18 protein-coding genes and 1 riboswitch are annotated in these 18,368 nt (G+C 46.1%); of the genes, 1 reads left to right on the plus strand and 17 read right to left on the minus strand.

Annotated elements, in window-relative coordinates:
- Positions 1 to 6: 6 nt before the first annotated feature.
- The 16 genes from rsmB to B9A22_RS07065 form a co-directional block, all read right to left on the minus strand.
- Positions 7 to 1,365: a 16S rRNA (cytosine(967)-C(5))-methyltransferase RsmB gene (rsmB, locus tag B9A22_RS06995; RefSeq protein ID WP_084575008.1), complete on the minus strand. Its 1,359-nt coding sequence runs from the start codon at positions 1,363 to 1,365 to the stop codon at positions 7 to 9.
- Between the two features lie 16 nt (positions 1,366 to 1,381).
- Positions 1,382 to 2,164 carry a DUF116 domain-containing protein gene (locus B9A22_RS07000; protein WP_084575009.1) on the minus strand — a complete coding sequence of 261 codons (783 nt, stop codon included), beginning with the start codon at positions 2,162 to 2,164 and terminating at the stop codon, positions 1,382 to 1,384.
- A gap of 12 nt (positions 2,165 to 2,176) precedes the next feature.
- Positions 2,177 to 3,118 (minus strand): methionyl-tRNA formyltransferase, encoded by a 942-nt coding sequence (gene fmt / locus B9A22_RS07005; RefSeq protein ID WP_084575010.1) that lies wholly within the window; start codon positions 3,116 to 3,118, stop codon positions 2,177 to 2,179.
- A 5-nt stretch (positions 3,119 to 3,123) separates the two neighbouring features.
- Entirely contained in the window at positions 3,124 to 3,576 is a 453-nt protein-coding gene (gene def / locus B9A22_RS07010) for a peptide deformylase (protein WP_084575011.1), read from the minus strand.
- Positions 3,577 to 3,657: 81 nt separating this feature from the next.
- Positions 3,658 to 6,084 carry a primosomal protein N' gene (gene priA / locus B9A22_RS07015; RefSeq protein ID WP_084575012.1) on the minus strand — a complete coding sequence of 809 codons (2,427 nt, stop codon included), beginning with the start codon at positions 6,082 to 6,084 and terminating at the stop codon, positions 3,658 to 3,660.
- A gap of 83 nt (positions 6,085 to 6,167) precedes the next feature.
- A complete protein-coding gene (locus B9A22_RS26280; RefSeq protein WP_281252363.1) occupies positions 6,168 to 6,296 on the minus strand; it encodes a hypothetical protein in 129 nt (42 codons plus the stop codon).
- Positions 6,297 to 6,308: 12 nt separating this feature from the next.
- The gene (locus tag B9A22_RS07020) at positions 6,309 to 6,536 is read right to left on the minus strand and encodes a heavy-metal-associated domain-containing protein (protein WP_176215424.1); all 228 of its coding nucleotides are present in this window, start codon (positions 6,534 to 6,536) and stop codon (positions 6,309 to 6,311) included.
- Between the two features lie 68 nt (positions 6,537 to 6,604).
- A complete protein-coding gene (gene metK / locus B9A22_RS07025) occupies positions 6,605 to 7,798 on the minus strand; it encodes a methionine adenosyltransferase (RefSeq protein ID WP_084575014.1) in 1,194 nt (397 codons plus the stop codon).
- A gap of 65 nt (positions 7,799 to 7,863) precedes the next feature.
- A riboswitch (SAM riboswitch) is annotated at positions 7,864 to 7,974 on the minus strand.
- Positions 7,975 to 8,117: 143 nt separating this feature from the next.
- Positions 8,118 to 9,320 carry a bifunctional phosphopantothenoylcysteine decarboxylase/phosphopantothenate--cysteine ligase CoaBC gene (gene coaBC, locus B9A22_RS07030; RefSeq protein ID WP_084575015.1) on the minus strand — a complete coding sequence of 401 codons (1,203 nt, stop codon included), beginning with the start codon at positions 9,318 to 9,320 and terminating at the stop codon, positions 8,118 to 8,120.
- 9 nt (positions 9,321 to 9,329) lie between these two features.
- Positions 9,330 to 9,536 (minus strand): DNA-directed RNA polymerase subunit omega, encoded by a 207-nt coding sequence (gene rpoZ / locus B9A22_RS07035; protein WP_084575016.1) that lies wholly within the window; start codon positions 9,534 to 9,536, stop codon positions 9,330 to 9,332.
- The gene (gene gmk / locus B9A22_RS07040; RefSeq protein WP_084575017.1) at positions 9,533 to 10,198 is read right to left on the minus strand and encodes a guanylate kinase; all 666 of its coding nucleotides are present in this window, start codon (positions 10,196 to 10,198) and stop codon (positions 9,533 to 9,535) included. The genes rpoZ and gmk overlap by 4 nt, the downstream gene beginning before the upstream one ends.
- Positions 10,199 to 10,221: 23 nt before the next feature.
- On the minus strand, positions 10,222 to 10,488 hold the full coding sequence (gene remA / locus B9A22_RS07045; protein WP_075755680.1) for an extracellular matrix/biofilm regulator RemA: 267 nt from the start codon (positions 10,486 to 10,488) through the stop codon (positions 10,222 to 10,224).
- A 49-nt stretch (positions 10,489 to 10,537) separates the two neighbouring features.
- Entirely contained in the window at positions 10,538 to 11,422 is an 885-nt protein-coding gene (locus B9A22_RS07050; RefSeq protein ID WP_084575018.1) for a YicC/YloC family endoribonuclease, read from the minus strand.
- Positions 11,423 to 11,569: 147 nt separating this feature from the next.
- Positions 11,570 to 12,100 carry a hypothetical protein gene (locus tag B9A22_RS07055; RefSeq protein ID WP_139796194.1) on the minus strand — a complete coding sequence of 177 codons (531 nt, stop codon included), beginning with the start codon at positions 12,098 to 12,100 and terminating at the stop codon, positions 11,570 to 11,572.
- A gap of 199 nt (positions 12,101 to 12,299) precedes the next feature.
- Positions 12,300 to 13,133, minus strand: a complete 834-nt coding sequence (dapF, locus tag B9A22_RS07060; protein WP_084575020.1) for a diaminopimelate epimerase — start codon at positions 13,131 to 13,133, stop codon at positions 12,300 to 12,302.
- A 25-nt stretch (positions 13,134 to 13,158) separates the two neighbouring features.
- Entirely contained in the window at positions 13,159 to 15,915 is a 2,757-nt protein-coding gene (locus B9A22_RS07065; protein WP_084575021.1) for a calcium-translocating P-type ATPase, SERCA-type, read from the minus strand.
- A gap of 147 nt (positions 15,916 to 16,062) precedes the next feature.
- Here B9A22_RS07065 and B9A22_RS07070 point away from each other — a divergent pair, with 147 nt between their 5' ends.
- The gene (locus B9A22_RS07070; RefSeq protein WP_084575022.1) at positions 16,063 to 17,817 is read left to right on the plus strand and encodes an Rqc2 family fibronectin-binding protein; all 1,755 of its coding nucleotides are present in this window, start codon (positions 16,063 to 16,065) and stop codon (positions 17,815 to 17,817) included.
- Here B9A22_RS07070 and pyrR read toward each other — a convergent pair.
- Positions 17,804 to 18,367, minus strand: coding sequence for a bifunctional pyr operon transcriptional regulator/uracil phosphoribosyltransferase PyrR (pyrR, locus tag B9A22_RS07075; protein ID WP_084575023.1), 564 nt, complete (start codon positions 18,365 to 18,367; stop codon positions 17,804 to 17,806). The two genes, B9A22_RS07070 and pyrR, sit on opposite strands and share 14 nt — an antisense overlap.
- Between the last annotated feature and the right edge of the window lies 1 nt (position 18,368).

Raw genomic sequence — 18,368 nt, forward strand, 5'->3', positions numbered from 1 at the left:
ACCGCCTTATTGTTGCCGCGTCATGCGGGCGATGAAGAAACCATCCACGCCGTCAGTGTGCGGCCAGAGTTGCACCATGGATTCAGGCCGTTTTTTCCCAGGCAGGTATTGCCCTGCTGGTTCTAAGATAAATGCAGGATGGGTATGTAAGAATGTATTGACAATATCCTGATTTTCTTCAGGCTCGGTGGTGCAGGTACTGTAGACCAATACACCACCTGGTTTTACACATTGCGCGGCGCTTGCGAGGATAGCTGCCTGCAGTTTTGGTAAATCCTGTAGGATTTCTTCTGATTTGCGCCAGCGTGAGTCAGGCTTACGCCTTAGTACGCCAAGTCCAGAACATGGGGCATCGACAAGTACTCTATCCGCTTTAAGCGGATACATGCCGCCTAAATTAACAGCATCCAGTGCCCTTGTCTCAATATTAATTAAGCCTAAACGTCCAGCGTTCTCCTGGGTGAGAGCCAGCTTGTGTTCATAAATATCGGTAGATAACACCTGTCCGGTATTCTTCATCAGGGCGGCAATATGAGTGGTTTTACCGCCGGGAGCACCGCACGCATCAATAATAAACTCGCCAGGCTGCGGGTCAAGGACATGGGCTACAAGCATGGAACTTTCGTCCTGCACTTGAAATAGACCTGCCCGTAGTGAGTCAAGTGTGCCTAGTCCCGGGTGTTCGTAGCATACGATACCTTCCGGCGTCCAGTCTGAGATCTTGCACTTTACCCCTTCGTCCTCCAAACGCTGAATGAGTTCGTCACGCTTAATTTTAACAGTATTAGTGCGAACTGACAGTGGCGGCGTATTATTGTTAATTTGGCACAACTCTTCGCACGCAGTTGCTCCTAGCCGTTTAATCCAGCGCTCAACAAGCCATTCGGGATGAAAATATTTGAGCGCCAGGTATTTTACTGGCTGTTTTTCTCGGTCAGGATAAACGATCTTTTCTGGGCTGCGGGCGGCATTTCTCAGAACACCGTTGACAAACTTGACTGTCCCTGCATGACCATATTTTTTTGTCAACTCAACGGCTTGATTGCATGCCGCCGAAGCCGGTACTTTTTCCAAAAAAAATAGTTGGTACATGCCTAGTCGCAGGATGTTTCTAATAACAGGCGCTACTTTAGTCAGTGGACGGCTCAGGTAATTGCTAAGCATCCAGTCCAAAGTAGCGCCGGCTTTGATTGTACCGTATACTAGTTCAGTAATAAACCTCCGGTCTTGATCAGAAAGTTGTCCGTGGGATGTCCGCCGGTTTATCTCTTGCGCCAGGGCAATATTGGCGTAAGCGCCCTTGCCTTCAATATCATTAATTACTTTGAGCGCGACTTCTCTGGCGTCAAACTTTTTTTCAGTCATGTAAATGCCACCATCTTTAATTTTTTCGTTGATTATTGTTAGTTAAAAAGCTTTGGATAGCCTGCTCGACTTTGCTGAGATCAACGCGTGTATTGCAGCAGGGGCCGAACGGCCGTTCATTGAGTACACCAATCACAGGTAGTGGAAAGACATCTTGAATGCCACTTGTTAGGTCGCGTTCACAGGCAATGGCCAGTACTGCGTGAGGACGGATACTTTTTATTACTTTTCTTGCTAAGGTGCCACCAGTCACGACCGCCAGATGGACACCATAGCTATCAGCAAGTGCTGCTAAATCGCCAATTTGGCATTGTCCGCAACGGCGGCAGTTGGACACATTGCGCGTAATTTTATGCGGACAAGTTTCCTGCTGCAAGCAGTGTGGTGTCATAATTAGCAGTTTGGCCGGTTGTACGGTTATATGTTTTTGCCTGATCAAGTGGTTGCTGACTTCGATGAATGATCGCTCAATTCGTTCTTTATCAACATCAAACAGTTTACCAATACAGATGGCGATCGGGAATAACAGATTGATGGCCGACCAGGCTAGGCCCTGAAAGATGCCTAGTGTCTTAAAGCCGAGAATGGCTAAGATAATGCCGGTGACACCGCAGGCGGCAGCCACAATGACTGCGGCTAACAGTGTACCTAATATCATGGGTAAATAGCTGCTGATATTAGCTAAGCCTGGTAAGCTAACAACCCATAGGCCGTAGCTTGATATGATTGCTAATAACAAACTAATTAGAATGAGCACTAAAAAAAGTCGTTTGCGGGGCCTATGTACTATTTCTATCACGTCTGCCACCTTCTATTCAAACATGTTACCGACTGTCAGGCAATAGCCGCAAACACAGTCACTGGCCTTCATCCGACGTTTGGATTCAGGCTGTACTTCCAGCACCTCTATTGTACCCTTACCTGTTTCGACAACAAGCCCTTCTTTGGTTATTTGTACAACTTTCCCCGGCTCTGTGCAGGGCTGTGACGCATTATATACTTTAGTTTGCCAGATTTTTAACGATTTATTTTGAAGCCTGCAATACGCTACCGGCCATGGATTGAGTCCACGAACCAGGTTATGGATAGCCACTGCCGGCTGGTGCCAGTCAATGCGTTCGGTATCCCGGTTAAGCATCCGGGCATAAGTGGCGTCAGCCTCATTTTGTGGTTGACGTGGTGCCGTTCCGGCTGAAAGCTGGTTTAAAGTGTCTGACAGTACAGTGGCGCCAAGGTCTTTAAGTTTATCGTGTAAGCTACCTGTGGTGTCGTCTGGCAAGAGTGGCAGCTCGGCTTTTATAATCATGTCGCCTGTGTCCATGCCGACGTCCATATACATGGTGGTAATGCCTGTTGTTCTTTCCCCATTGATGATGGCCCAGTGGATGGGGGCTGATCCGCGATATTTGGGTAATAGTGAGGCGTGTACGTTGATGCAGCCGTGGGCTGGCAGGTCTAAAAGCTTTTTGGGCAGGAACTGGCCAAAGGCAACAACAATAATTACGTCGGGCCTTAGCGATAATATTTGATTGTAAAAATCGTCATTTTTAATACTACCAGGCTGCAGGACTGGTAAGTTATATGCCAGCGCTGCTTCTTTAACAGGCGAGTAAGCCAGTTTCTGGCCGCGGCCTTTGGGACGGTCAGGTTGAGTGACAACAGCTGCTACCTCATAGCCTTCCTTGAATAGCATATCTAAACAAGGAACAGCAAAATCCGGTGTTCCCATAAATACTGTACGTAATTTTTTCATAAAAACTACCCCTTGTGCATGGTTTTTGCCAGTTCAATGAATAGAATACCATTCAGATGGTCTATTTCATGCTGTAGTGCACGAGCCAATAGGCCTGAGCCGTTAATGCAAATCTTCTTGCCGGCTCTGTTTAGTGCTTCTACGGTAACTGTAGCACATCTTTCAACTTCACCGTACATCCCAGGCACGCTTAGGCAGCCCTCGGTGCCGTTTTCGCAGCCTTCTTTAATAATGATTTCAGGATTAATTAGCTCGATAATGCCTTCCCCAACGTCAATAACGACTACGCGTAACGATACCCCTACTTGTGGGGCTGCCAGACCTACGCCATCGGCGGCATACATGGTTTCAGCCATATTATCAAGTAATTGTTTAACTTTTCGGTCAATCTTTTCTACAGGCGCAGCTATTTCTTTTAAAACTTTGTCGCCTGCTTTTCTAATTTCTATTACGGGCAATGTGTATACCTCCTCTTACCTATGAGACCATTAGAAAAATTTTACCACAGTTTAGTGTGTCACGAAAGTAGCTAGCTTAGATTAAAGCACATTGACAGGGTCAATATCGACAATTAGGTCTCGGCGGCTAGCCATTCCTAAGGCTGAAAGCTGTCTGGTAACAGTGGACAACCCTTGAGTTTTGATGAGAATATTAACACGGAAGACATCTTTTATTTTATTAACCGAAGCCGGAAAAGGCCCAATAATTGCTGAATCTGTCTTAGTAAGCGACTGGGTTAGTTCGATCGCCAATAGATTAGCATTGCGGTGAACAGTTATTTCATCGCCGGCTTGGACAGTTATTTTTATCAAATTTGAGAAAGGTGGGTAGTCTAACTGGCGGCGAAAAACGATTTCTTCTTGATAAAACGCTTGATAATTATGGGCGGCCCCGGCGGTGACGGCATAGTGTTCGGGGTTATAGGTCTGCATGACCACTTGGCCGGCCTTGGCGCCGCGGCCAGCTCGGCCAGCCGCCTGGGTTAGCAGAGCAAAGGTTTTTTCAGCTGCTCGGAAGTCAGGCAAATTGAGAGCAGTATCTGCGGAAATAATGCCGACTGCTGTCACATTGGGAATGTCATGGCCTTTGGCCACCATTTGAGTTCCAAGGAGAATGTCATATGTTCCGGCAGCAAAGGCTGACAGTATCCGGTCATGTGCCATCTTACCACCAGTAGTGTCTTGGTCCATTCGGACAATTCTGGCTGATGGGAATAATGCAGTCAGTGCCTCTTCTACTTTTTGGGTACCAGCGCCAAAATAACGGATATATCGACTGCTACATTTTGGGCAGGTATCTGGTATAGTGTGACGCTCCTGGCAATAATGGCAACGCAGGACATTCGCTGGAGCGTGGTAAACAAGCGAAATATCACAGTGGCGGCATTTGAGGACATGGCCGCACTCACGACATAGGACAAAGGTTGAATAGCCGCGGCGATTGAGAAGGATAACGGCCTGTTCTTTTTTTGCTAATGTTTCGGTCAGCATGTCCTGCAGCGACTGCGAGATGACGCTGCGGCGGCCTTGGGCTAGTTCCTGGCGCATATCAACAACAGTAACTGGCGGCATAGGTGTATTGTCCACCCGGTTGTTCATAGGAATTAAAATATGCTCCCCTTGCAGCGCCTGATAATAGGTTTCGACTGCAGGTGTAGCGCTGCCCAGAATAACAGTAGCTCCAGACAGTCTAGCTCTGGTTAACGCCACTTCCCGAGCATGGTAGCGCGGTGTTTCCTCCTGTTTATAAGTGAATTCATGCTCTTCGTCGATGATAATCAGTCCTAGATGGCTTACTGGCGCGAATAGCGCCGAGCGTGCGCCAATGACAATTCCCGCCTGACCTGTCTGCAGGCGGCGCCAGGCGTCATGACGTTCGCCAACTGAGAGTTTACTGTGCATGACAACGACGTCATCACCAAATTCTGCTTTGAAGCGAGCGACAATCTGGCTTGTCAGTGCAATCTCTGGCACTAATATTATAGCTTGGCGATCAAGACACCTTGCTTCGGCAACTGCTTTTATATAGACCAGTGTTTTACCGCTACCGGTAACGCCATGGATTAAGAATGATCTATGGATACCCGAATGAATGGCAGGAGTAATTAACTGTAAGGCGTGCGATTGTTCGAGGGTCAAGGTTACCTCAGTTGTTCGCTGATGGCTTCCTGCATAGCTGTTTCGGAATACAGGTACACTTCGGGTGGTGACGAGACCCTGCGCTGCTAGCCTTTTTACAGTTTCCAGGGTAATAGAAAGGCTGCGTAACTGCGCTGCAGTAAGTTCTTGGGTATCTGTATCTAACAAGGCGCTTAGCAGCCTGCGTTGGGCTGTTTTGGACTTAGGCAGTGTCTGTTCAATTTGTTCAGCCACCTCCCTGCTCACTGCTAGCTTAATTATTATTGTTGAGTTGGCTTTACCTCTTTTGCTGACAGTATCGGCGTGTACAATTAGCTTATGTTGTAAAAAGAATTTTATTATGGCCCCCATGTTGCCTGTCAGCTTGGTAAGCTCAGGCAATGTAGCAAGACCACGCTCGTAGATATAGGTAAGTGTTGTACGGTATTCTTCGGGTTTGCAGCTTAGTAAAGCTTCCACCCGTTTCATATCAGTTTCAGCAGGAGCCTGATAAGCTTTTTGCGTTCTAATGCCTGATTGACCTGGGATAAATAGCCGCATGGCTTCACCTAATGAGCATAGGTAGTATTCACTCAACCAGTTGGCTGTTGCGAGCATATTGCTGTCAAACCAGGGATGATCATCCAAAACATCAAGAATGGGTTTTAAGGTTTCAGGGTTTTCATCAGCTAAGCCAACGACAAAACCTTCGACCTTACGGTTGCCAAACGGTACAAGTACCCGCGATCCTACCTGGATATTGGGTAAATTGATCGGAATATTATACGAAAATGGCTTATCAAGGCTGCGAGCCGGAATATTAACAATAATTTGGGCAGTATTTGACATGTTTTCACCACTTATTCTCGAATAAAGAGAAGGGGACTTGTTCAGTCCCCTTTTAAACTAAAGTATATATTCGCTTTTAACTGTCAAATACCTGCTACCGGTTTGTCAGGGTAATGAGCGGCCATTTCCCAGTCAAGGCCAGTATCCATGGGCAAACGCTTAAAAAAACGTTTAGTTCGGCGCATTCTGAGCGGAGAAAAATGAAGCTTCATTAAACGCACTCCTTAACCCTGAATAGAGTAGCCAAGAGATTGTAAGGTTTCTTCAATATATCCGCTAGAAGTTACTGTTTCGTCATGATTGACTGCAACCTGCTTGGAATTTAAGTCAACCTTGACTGAGGAAACACCATGAAGGTGGGACAGCGTATGTTCAATACGGTCTCGGCAATGGTCGCCTTTGAGGCCCCCAACACGGTAAACGGATTGCTTGGTATTTTTCTGTGTAGCCAATGAAATACCTCCCTTTTTACTGAATTGAGTGTCCAGCATTGTTAGTATTACCATTGGCCATTAATTAATTAGTCTATGTTAGCTTCCTTACGCAGAACTTCCGCTTTATCAATCTGCTCCCATGGCAGGTTAACATCGGTGCGGCCGAAATGACCGTAAGCGGCAGTTTGGCGGTAAATAGGACGTCTGAGATCCAGAGACTTGATGATGCCAGCCGGTCTCAAGTCAAAGTGTTTGTTGATGAGTTCAACAATCTTAGCTTCTGTAACTTTTGCTGTGCCAAAGGTTTCCACCATAACAGATACTGGACGGGCAATACCAATGGCATAAGCCAACTGGATTTCGCACTTATCTGCTAACCCGGCAGCAACCACATTTTTGGCTACATAGCGTGCAGCATACGCAGCAGAACGGTCAACCTTTGTTGGGTCTTTGCCTGAGAATGCGCCGCCGCCGTGACGGGCCATACCACCATATGTATCAACAATGATTTTACGTCCGGTTAACCCTGCATCACCTTGCGGGCCGCCAACTACAAACCGTCCGGTCGGGTTAATGTAGTATTTAGTCTTGGCGTCCAAGAGCTCGCCAGGGACAATAGGCGTAACTACTTTGGCGATAAGGTCTTTTTCAATGGTTTCTCGGTCAACTTCTGGGCTGTGTTGTGTGGACACGACAATCGTATCAATGCGTACCGGTTTACCGTCTTCATATTCCACAGTGACCTGGGTTTTACCATCAGGACGGAGGTAACTGAGGTCACCGTTTTTACGAACTTCTGAGAGGCGGCGGGCCAGTTTATGGGCCAAAGCGATAGGCAACGGCATATACTCGGCGGTCTCGTTGGTGGCATAACCAAACATCATGCCTTGGTCACCAGCACCAATAGCTTCTATCGCATCCATGTCGCCCTGTTTGGCTTCTAGCGCCTTGTCTACACCCATAGCAATATCTGGTGATTGTTCGTCAATCGAGGTTAAAACACCGCAGGTTTCGCCATCAAAGCCGTATTTGGCACGAGTATAGCCGATTTCCTTGATGGTCTCACGAACAATCTTGGGAATGTCTACATAGCAATTAGTGGTAATCTCCCCCACTACATGCACAATACCGGTAGTTACTAGTGTTTCGCAGGCTACCCGGGCTGAAGGGTCATGAGCCAGAATAGCGTCAAGCACACTATCAGAAATTTGGTCGGCAATCTTATCAGGATGGCCTTCAGTTACAGATTCAGATGTAAAGAGCACGCGTTTTTTTTCCATGATAACTATTCCTCCTAGTTTTGATCTAAAAAGAAAAACCCCCGCAAGGGAGGTGATTTTTTTCACTCCCATCTTACGGTTTTGCCGCCGGAATTGGCACCGTTTTTAGCAGATAAACTGCTAAATGGTTGCCGCGGTTTCATCGGGCCAGTCCCTCCACCAACTCTTGATGAGTATAGCATATGTAATTTTCATAAAGAAAGCACGGCTTGCGCCGAGCCTTTGGCGACAGCGGAAGTCGATGCTGCCCTTATCCAGACGGAAAGTTATACTTTCTTACAGGACACCAAAAAAATTCTAATCGAATTTCAAAGAAAAATCAAGTAGATTTTGTTAGTATTGCACAAATTTTGTCTAGGATGATCTCGGCCACCTGGTATTTACTCAATTGAGGGAGTGCTTCAACCTGCCCATTTTTGTGAATGACTTTGACAATATTAGTGTCAATATTAAAGCCGGCCCCCGGTAATGTGACATCATTGGCAACAATCATATCTAGGTTTTTCTTAATTAATTTTTCCTGCGCATGTGCCAGCAGGTCTTCTGTTTCAGCAGCAAAACCAATTAATAGCTGTTGTTTTTTACGCTGCCCCAGCTCGCGGAGAATATCCGGATTTTTTATCAGATTAATGGTTAACATGTCTTCGGTTTTCTTTATTTTCTGTTGGGCAGTCAGTTCTGGGCGGTAGTCAGCAACGGCGGCCGCCTTAATTACAACATCAACTGCATCAAATTCAGCTAAAACGGCATCACGCATTTCGGCAGCCGTTTCCACTCGTTTGACGGTAACGCATGGTGGATTGGGCAAGCTTGATGGCCCGGAAACCAGGACGACTTCAGCACCTCGTGCAGCCGCTACTTGGGCTAACGCATACCCCATTTTACCGCTGGAACGGTTGCCAATATATCGAACAGGGTCGATGGGCTCTCTCGTACCGGCGGCTGTAATCAGTACTCGTTTGCCTGCCATGCTCAGGCGGCTGTGTAAGAGAGCAATCACTTCTTCCACAATGGTTGCTGGTTCAGGTAAGCGGCCCGGACCTTCCACACCACAGGCCAACATGCCTGTAGCAGGTTCAATGATGTGGTATCCTAAGCTCTTCAGATTGACTAAGTTCTGTTGAGTAATCGGGTTAAGGTACATATTGGAATTCATGGCGGGCGCGAGCACAATTGGCGCTGTTGTTGCCATAATTGTAGTTGTAAGCATATCGTCGGCAATACCATTGGCTATTTTTCCAATGACATTGGCAGTCGCTGGGGCAATAAGAAGTAAATCAGCACGAGACGCTAACGCGATGTGCTGTACATTCCAGGTTTTGGGTTCTTCCCACATGTCAGTGATAACTGGGTTACCGCTAATTTCTCGGAACGTTAGTGGGGTGACAAACTCTGTTGCGGATTTGGTCATAACAACATTGACATTGAAGCCGGCTTTTTTTAGCCGGCTAACAATATCGACCGCTTTATAGGCCGCAATGCCGCCGGAAACACCCATAACAATATTTTGGCCTGAGGACATTATTGCCTCCTATTTAATTCCGGTTTTGGTTCGTTCGTAGGTAATTTTGCCTTGTGCGATTTCTTCAAGGGCAATTGTTACCGGTTTGTTGGACTTGGATTCAGCCAATGGCTGCTGACCGTCCATAATCTCACGCGCTCGTTTGGCGGCAAGTACGACCAATGTGTATTTACTATCAACTTTTTGTACCAGTACATCTAAAGACGGATTAATCATAGTGTCTCCCCTTGCCTTTTATTTGAAGGTGCCAAGTGCTCGTTACATATACAATTTGCATGGCAGAGACTATCGATCAAATCGGTATTGCGCTCTGCTCGGTACTTTTCTGCTGTAATAATAGTTTCGATTCTTTGCACAGCTTCAGCTACTTGGTCATTGACCACAATATAGTGATAATTGTGCGCCAGGCTAAGCTCATCGCTGGCGCAACTCAAACGATTTCGGATTGCATCAAGACTATCGGTGCCGCGTTTGTAAATTCTGTCAGCCAACTCATCAAGTGAGGGCGGGACTATATATATATATACACCTTGCGAAAAATTATCCTTTACCTTCATGGCCCCTTGGGTATCAATCTCCAGAACGACATCGTACCCGTTATTTAGTTGTTCAAGAACGTAATGACGTGGTGTCCCGTAAAAGTTGCCGTAGACTTCAGCCCACTCCAGGAGATCATGATTGTCGATCATGGTTTTAAAGCGGTCTTGGGTAAGGAATAGATAGTTTACCCCATCAACTTCTCCCACTCTCGGCTGGCGGGTAGTGGCAGATATGGAGTATTTGAGCTGAGGATTGCTACGCAGCAACTCACGGCAAATGGTGCCTTTACCGGTGCCAGAAGGACCGGAAATAACGATTAAAATTCCTTGCTGCGCCATAGCCTATCTCCTTTCAGGTCGTATTATTCGGCAGTATCGTCGCTAGTGTCTTTGCTGGTTAAACGGTGGGCAACTGTTTCAGGCTGTACAGCCGATAAAATGACGTGGTCGCTATCAGTAATGATAACTGCGCGGGTCCGGCGTCCATATGTAGCATCAATAAGCATACCACGATCGCGCGCTTCCTGAATAATTCTCTTGATGGGGGCTGATTCTGGGCTGACAATAGAAATAATCCGGTTTGCCGACACTATATTGCCAAAACCGATATTAATCAATTTTATGTCCATTAAGACTCCTCCTATATACATTTATAGGTATTTAGACGTAGCTTCTATATTACTCTATGTTTTGGATTTGCTCTCTGACCTTCTCAATCTCACTTTTAATTTCAACGACAACATTGGCAATAGTAGAATCATTTGCTTTGGAAGCAATCGTGTTGGTTTCTCGGTTTATTTCCTGAACAATAAAATCCAGTTTGCGTCCGACCGCCTCTCGCTCTTTAACAGCCGCCTTAAATTGAGATAAATGGCTTTTAAGCCTAACAATTTCTTCAGTAACATTAGTCCTATCGGCAAATATGGCTGTTTCCTGAAGTAGTCTGGTTTCATCTGGCTCTGCTCCTACGGCGGCTAATAATTCCCGCATACGGCCTAGCAGTTTTTCACGGTATTCAACAAGTATTTGCGGCGCTCTCTCTTCAACTGTAGCGATATAGGTATATAGTTTTTCAACTCGTGCTAAGAGATCATTCTCAATATTGGCTCCCTCAGCTTCTCTCATTTTCATAAGATTTAGAACCGCTGACTCAATAGCTGTAGCTAGTTTGGGCCATAGTTTTTCAACATCTTCTGAAATTTCCTCTACCTTGAGCACATCAGGGTACTTAGAAAGGTGATAAACATTATCGCTGGCAGGCACTCCCAAAAGACCGGCTAATTCTCCCATTGCATTATGGTAAGCCATTGCCAAATCTTTGTCAACCCTTACGGTCCGTTTCTTTTGACCATACTCGTCGACAGTAATAAAGGTGTCCACTCGGCCGCGTAAAATGGTATTGGCAATGCCGCGGCGGACTTTGTCCTCCAAACTACCTAAGGCTTTTGGCATGCGGATTACAATTTCATTATAACGGTGATTTACCGCTTTAATTTCAACTATAATCCGATGAGTCGAATCAATATATTCACCCCGGCCAAATCCGGTCATACTTTTTAGCACGAAAATTGCACCTTCCTTTGCGTATGTTTATTATTGACTGATCATACAATTTTAACCGTAGATTTTTACAGTTACTTCGCGTTACTTGTCCTAAATCCCTTTTTCATAAAAAAATAAATGGAGATATACTCCATTTTTAGCAGAACATTATTTAAAATTCGGCAGATCGAAATAAAAGCGACGTTCCTGCTTGTCTTTGGTGGTCACTATTAGTGTGATGGGTTTATTTAATAAGACATCTTTGTCAGGAAAATAAAAATGGGAATGAGCAGCATATTGAGGTTCATCTGGAAACCAGGGGGTTTTAACTGGCTGGTTAGCTACTACGTGATAGGGTTTAATCACTTTCTTTTCTTGTTTAAGGACTACTTGGATACCCTCAGTAAAACTCGAGCTATTACCATTTACAATTATACTAAAGACCAAACACCCGGCATAATCGGCTAAAATTTTTTCGCTGTCAGCAAGCTCGACAGATTGTTTACTCCTGATTTTGTCTCGTGCGTCATTAGCTATTAACAGAAAGGGTGTATACAAATAAGCTTTCTCTGTTGTTTCATTGAGAATAGGAGCTTTTTCTTCATAAGCAAGCCAGGGCGCAAGGAAATCAGTAAGTGCCAGTTGTTTACTTTTTACGCCATAAGCCTGGGCTTCCAGGATGACTTCTTTGTTTACCAACGATAATGCCCCAGCGGGCCAAGGGACTGAGAGCAGGAGTATTAGGCTAAGAACACCAGATAGAAATCTCACCTTACACCTCCGATGACAAAAATGTCCTGGCGTATATATATTACGCATAAGAACAAAAAAAACCTTTATTTTCAGAATTTAGAAGCTATGTAAAAAAACCAGCTCGTGTGAGCCGGTTTTTTTCAGCTTACAGCAGGTAGGTGCCCCGGAATACTTCCACGGCAGGGCCTGATTTATAAATATGATTGTTTTCGCCCCATTGGATAAACAGGTCACCACCATCCAGTTTTACGATTGCCTGACGATCAGTATGACCGTTTAAAACAGCGGCAACCAAAGCAGCGCTGGCTCCGGTGCCGCAGGCTTTGGTAATGCCTGCGCCGCGTTCCCAAACACGCATCTTTAGTGTTTCGCGGTTAATGACTTGGATAAATTCAACATTGGCCTTTTTGGGGAACAGGCTATGGGTCTCGATTTTTGGCCCAATGGCAGATAGGTTAACTTTGGATACATCGTCAACAAAGATGACGCAATGCGGATTGCCCATCGATAAAGCGGTGACATGGTAGGTTTGACCATCCACTTCAATCGGTACGTTGACGGCCTGTTCCCCGGCATTGCCGACCATAGGGGTTTCACCGCGAGTTAGCTTTGGTTCACCCATGTCAACCTTTACTGTTGATAGTTTGTCATTTTCAAAAATAAGCTCAGGTGTAATAATTCCGGCCAAAGTATCAAGGGTGATGACTGTTTTGTCAGTAAGTCCGGTTTCATAGAGATAGCGGGCAACACAGCGTGTAGCGTTACCGCACATATCGGCTTCGCTGCCGTCTGAATTAAATATACGCATTTTAAAATCAGCGATATCTGACGGCAACATGACGACAAGTCCGTCAGCACCGATCCCAAAATTACGATCACAGACGGCTAAAGCCTGGCTACGATAATCGACAATATGTTCGCTCAACCCATTAATAATTACAAAATCATTGCCTAATCCATGCCACTTCGTAAACTGCATAATATTTCCCCCTAGGATAATGTAGTTACCTATTTTGCGGTAAAAAACCGCGGCGCGCAGGACGACGCTTGAATACATGCTTGAATCCGTTTAATATGAGGGTCCAGCCTGATACTATCAAAACCAGCGCCCAGTTGCCCAGTGAAAGCGGCACGGTGGAAAAAATAGCACTTAAGAATGGTACATACATGACTGAAAGTTGCATAATGGTTGAAAAAGCAACAGCCATAAGTAAATATTTGTTACTGGTAAATTTAAGTTCGAAGATGGTGGCTGTTTCTGACCGGCAGTCAAATACATGGAACATCTGACAATATACCAGTGTGGCAAATGCTGCTGTTCGGGCTAACGCTAAATCATTCTGTAGATAGTATATCACACTAAAGACAAAAAGTGTGCTTAAACCAATTTGAATACCGCGTCCAATGACTTTTCGGCTTAAGCCGCGAGAAAAAACACTCTCACCTGGGTGCCGGGGAGGTCGCTGCATAATGTTAGGGTTAGTGGGATCAATGCCAAGTGCCATGGCTGGCAGCCCATCGGTAACAAGATTTACCCAAAGTATCTGGACAGGCAGGAGTGGCATGGGTAACCCAAACAGTGCGGCTAAAAACATGGTAAGAACTTCACCGATATTGCAGGATAACAGGTATCTGATGAATTTCCTGATGTTCTCATAAATGCCGCGTCCTTCCTCTACTGCTGCGACAATTGTTGCAAAGTTGTCATCAGCTAAGACCATGGCAGACGCTTCTTTGGTGACATCGGTGCCAGTAATCCCCATGGCTATGCCGATATCGGCTTCTTTTATGGCTGGTGCATCATTAACGCCATCGCCCGTCATGGCCACAATATGCCCTTGACGCTTAAGCGCCCGGACAATTCTCAACTTATGGGCGGGAGAAACCCGAGCATAAACTGTGACTTTGTTGACAATGGCATCAAGATCGCTTTCGCTCATGGCGTCAAGATCCTTACCGGTGAGTGCTTTATGCTGGCCTTCTTTATAGATTTGTAGCTCCTGGGCAATGGCTATAGCCGTATTTATATGGTCGCCGGTGATCATAACTGTTTTAATACCGGCTTCACGGCACCGGGCAATAGAAGATTTGGCTTCTTCACGCGGTGGATCAATCATGCCAATGAGCCCCGAGAATACCAGGTCATTCTCGATAGTTTCGTCAGGGTTTTGCGCTTGCGCCGGCGTTAATCTGCGATAAGCCACCGCAAGTACTCTGAGGGCCTGAGACGCCATCTGATCGTTAATACTGTTTATTTTAGCAATGTGGTCGCTGGTTAGCGAAGTAGGACCTGCTGCCGTATGGTAATAGCGGCATAATTCGAGTATGGTGTCAGGAGCACCTTTGATATATAAAATATTATTGTTGTTGACATCACGATACACGACAGACATGCGGCGGCGTTCAGATTCAAATGGAATCTCGGCCACCCGTTTTTGCACTTTCTCAACCTCAGCCTGCCAAATGGAGGCTTTGGCAGCAGCTACAACAATAGCACCTTCGGTAGGATCACCTTCCACTGACCAGCCGGTTTCGTTTTTGGTACGCCAGATGCCGGTTATAGCGATATTGTTTTGTTTTAACGTGCTATTATTACAGAGGGCACCAATGGTGAGGCATTGGTGCAAAGCTTTATCTTTACTGATATCAAGTGGCTGCTGATTAAGTAGAATATTCCCCTTAATATCATACCCAACTCCGGTAATTTCATAGTTATTTCCGTCAGTAAATAACTGCCGAACTGTCATGGCATTTTGCGTTAACGTGCCGGTCTTATCTGAACATATTGCGGTAGTACAGCCAAGTGTTTCAACTGCTGGCAGTTTCCGGATAATAGCTCGCTGCCTAATCATTCGCTGGACGCCAAGCGCTAGGGCTACTGTTACGATAGCTGGAAGGCCTTCTGGAATAGCGGCAACGGCTAGGCTGATGCCAGCCATACACATGAGAAATAGCGATTCACCTTTGGCCACACCGGTAATGACAACGACTAAACATATAAATAGACAGCCCCAAACAAGCCATTTCCCGAGATGGTCAAGTCGCCGTTCCAGCGGGGTGGCCTCTTCGGTTGTTGTCTGGATCATACCGGCAATATGACCTACTTCTGTGGCCATGCCGGACGCACATACGACAGCTTTGCCACGGCCTCTGACTACACTGGTGCCAGCATAGACCATGTTCTTTCTGTCGCCCAAGGGAGCGTCTTCACTATACCTACGGTCAGCTACTTTGCGCACAGGCATGGATTCGCCGGTTAGCGCTGCCTCTTCTACTTCCATATTGTGAACATCAATAAGTCGGCCGTCGGCAGCTAGTTTATCACCAGCCTCTAGTATTAGAATATCGCCAGGTACAAGCTCTCTGGCTGGAATTTGCTGCACCATGCTGTTCCTAATTACTCTGGCGGTGGGCGAAGCTAGCTTCTTTAATGCGGACAGCGACTGTTCAGCCCTGTATTCCTGAATAAACCCTAATATGGCATTCATAAGGACAATGATTAAAATAGTGATGGCATCGGCATATTCGCCCAGAAAGGCGGATATCAGCGTGGCTCCTAATAAGACTAATACCATGAAATCTTGAAACTGTGCTAAAAACCGTTTCCACCAGGCTGTTTTTTCTTTTTCTGCTAACTCGTTAAATCCGAATTTGTCTAGCCTGGTGTTGACCTCAGAAGAAGATAACCCGTCTACAAAACTTGTTTGCCAGAATTGAACTACTTCATCTGGCGTACGTGCATACCATTTTTCCCTATCCATGCAGCCCACCTCGCTAACATGCGTATTGCTTTATTAACCATGTTATTCTGCTGGATGGTGAATTAGACCGAGTTTGACCGCTAATTGCCAAGGGTGTTATACTATTGGCAAATTGTCCAAGTTCTACAAATTGACGGAGGTCACGTTATGAATGTCGACGGATTATCTCTTGCACCGCTGGTAAATGAGCTCAACGCGGCTCTTGCCGGCGGACGTATTGATAAAGTATTCCAGCCAGACGCCTATTCGCTCTTACTCTGGGTGCGTCAGCCAGGAGAAAATCTGCGTCTCTTTCTCTCTGCGAATCCGGAGCGCCCTAAATTATTTCTTACAGCATTGGCTCCAGAGAATCCAGCTGTTGCTCCCAGTTTCTGTATGCTGCTCAGAAAGCACCTGGAAGACGGGCGAATTGGCAGCATTGAGCAGCACAGCCTTGACCGTATTGTCAACATCAATATTGATGTGCGCGGTGATCGAGGAATTATTGTTACCAAACGTTTAGTCATCGAAATAATGGGTAAACACAGTAATATTATCATGACTCAGGACAACGTCATTATCGATGCTATAAAGCGGGTGAGCGCTCATGTAAGCCGCCACCGTCAGGTATTGCCTGGTAAAGAGTATGTTTATCCTCCTGGGCAAGACCGGCTGAACATCCTAGAGATTGAGCCAGCTTTGTTCGCCAGGCAGGTATTAGCGGCTCCTGCCCCTTCACTTAGCAAAGCCATAATTGCGTCTGGAATCGGCTTGGGACCACTAACTGCGCGCGAGATTACCTGGCGTGGTGGCTTTTCATCGGACATTAGTTTAGGTGAATTAGATGCCGCCGATATAGACGCATTAAGTGAAGCAGTTGCCAGTGTTGCCGGGCCGCTCAAGGAGGGGCTGGTAGCACCCACCGTTGTAGTGGAGGGGCAGAACCGGCCGCTGGCGATTGCTGCCTTCGAGCCCGGGCATCTTACCCACCATAACCTTCACAAATTTCCCAGTATGAGCGCTGCTGTTGAGTTCTTTGACAAATTCAAGGGCCGTCCATCTTTGCCAGAAAAAGAACTGCTGACTAAGCTGTTAACGGCAGAATTAGCCAAGCTAGCCCGCAAACAGGCTGTCTTAACAGGTGAATTAGCCCAGGCGGAAAATGCCTATGAATTAAGAAAATGCGGAGATATTCTTATGGCTAACCTGTATACTATTACACCAGGCGCGCACGAACAGGCCTTGTTTGATATATATAGTGAAGAGCCCGAAGCTCAGGAGATCGTTATCAGTCTTGACTCAGCACTGTCACCGCTGGAGAACGCACAGCGATATTACACCAGATACAATAAAGCCAAACGCTCTGAAGAGCATTTGGCTTGTCAGCTTAAAGAATGTCAGGAGGATATCGCCTATTTAGATAGTATTGCCGTAGCTCTTACCCATGCGTCCGCCAGTGTCGAAGTGAGCGAAATACGCCAGGAATTAGTCGCTGCTGGATACATAAGAACTACAGAAAAACGGCGTGTCCCAGTTGTCCAGTCGTCACCTTTAGCAGCCAAGACCAGCGACGGTTTTAGTCTTATTATTGGAAAAAATAACCGTCAAAATGACCTAGTGACTTTCAAGCAGGCTCAACCTGATGACATCTGGCTGCATACTAAAGATATGCCTGGTTCACATGTCATTATTCGCAGTGAAAAGCGGGAAATCCCAACTCAGACGATAAATGAGGCTGCACAGTTGGCCGCTTATTTCAGCAAAGGCCGTCAATCGGCCAACGTGCCTGTAGATTATACTAAGCGCCGCTATGTGCGCAAGCCTTCGGGCGTTAAACCCGGTTTTGTCATTTATGATCATCAAAGTACCATTTATGTAACGCCTGACGAGACACTTGTGCAAACCCTAATTAAGCCTCAATAATTTCCTTAATGACAACTTGCTCACCGCTATCGATTGAACTCAGTTGCACACTGACTATTTCTTTGCCTGAAGTCGGGACATTTTTACCGACATAGTCGGCTCTAATAGGCAGTTCACGGTGCCCACGGTCTATAAGTACAGCCAATTGAATAGCAGACGGCCGGCCAATGTCGATGATGGCGTCAAGCGCCGCCCTTACTGTACGTCCGGTAAATAAGACGTCATCAACAAGCACAACTTTTTTGTCGTTAATAGAAAATGGAATGAGCGTTTCGTGGACTATAGGTTGATAGGCCAGTGTTGATAAGTCATCTCGGTATAATGTAATATCCAGTATCCCGACAGGTAGTTCAATACCTTCAATTCGCTTTATTTCATCAGCTACCCGCTGGGCAAGTGGCACACCTCGGGTTCTGATACCGACAAGTACTAAGTCGTTTACGCCTTTGTTGCGTTCGACAATTTCGTGCGCTACCCGGGTGAGGGCACGCTTGATAGCTTGGGAATCCATTATGACAGCTTTATCCACCATATTAACATGTTTAGCCATA

It is taken from the genome of Sporomusa malonica (assembly GCF_900176355.1).
GTDB lineage: Bacteria > Bacillota > Negativicutes > Sporomusales > Sporomusaceae > Sporomusa > Sporomusa malonica.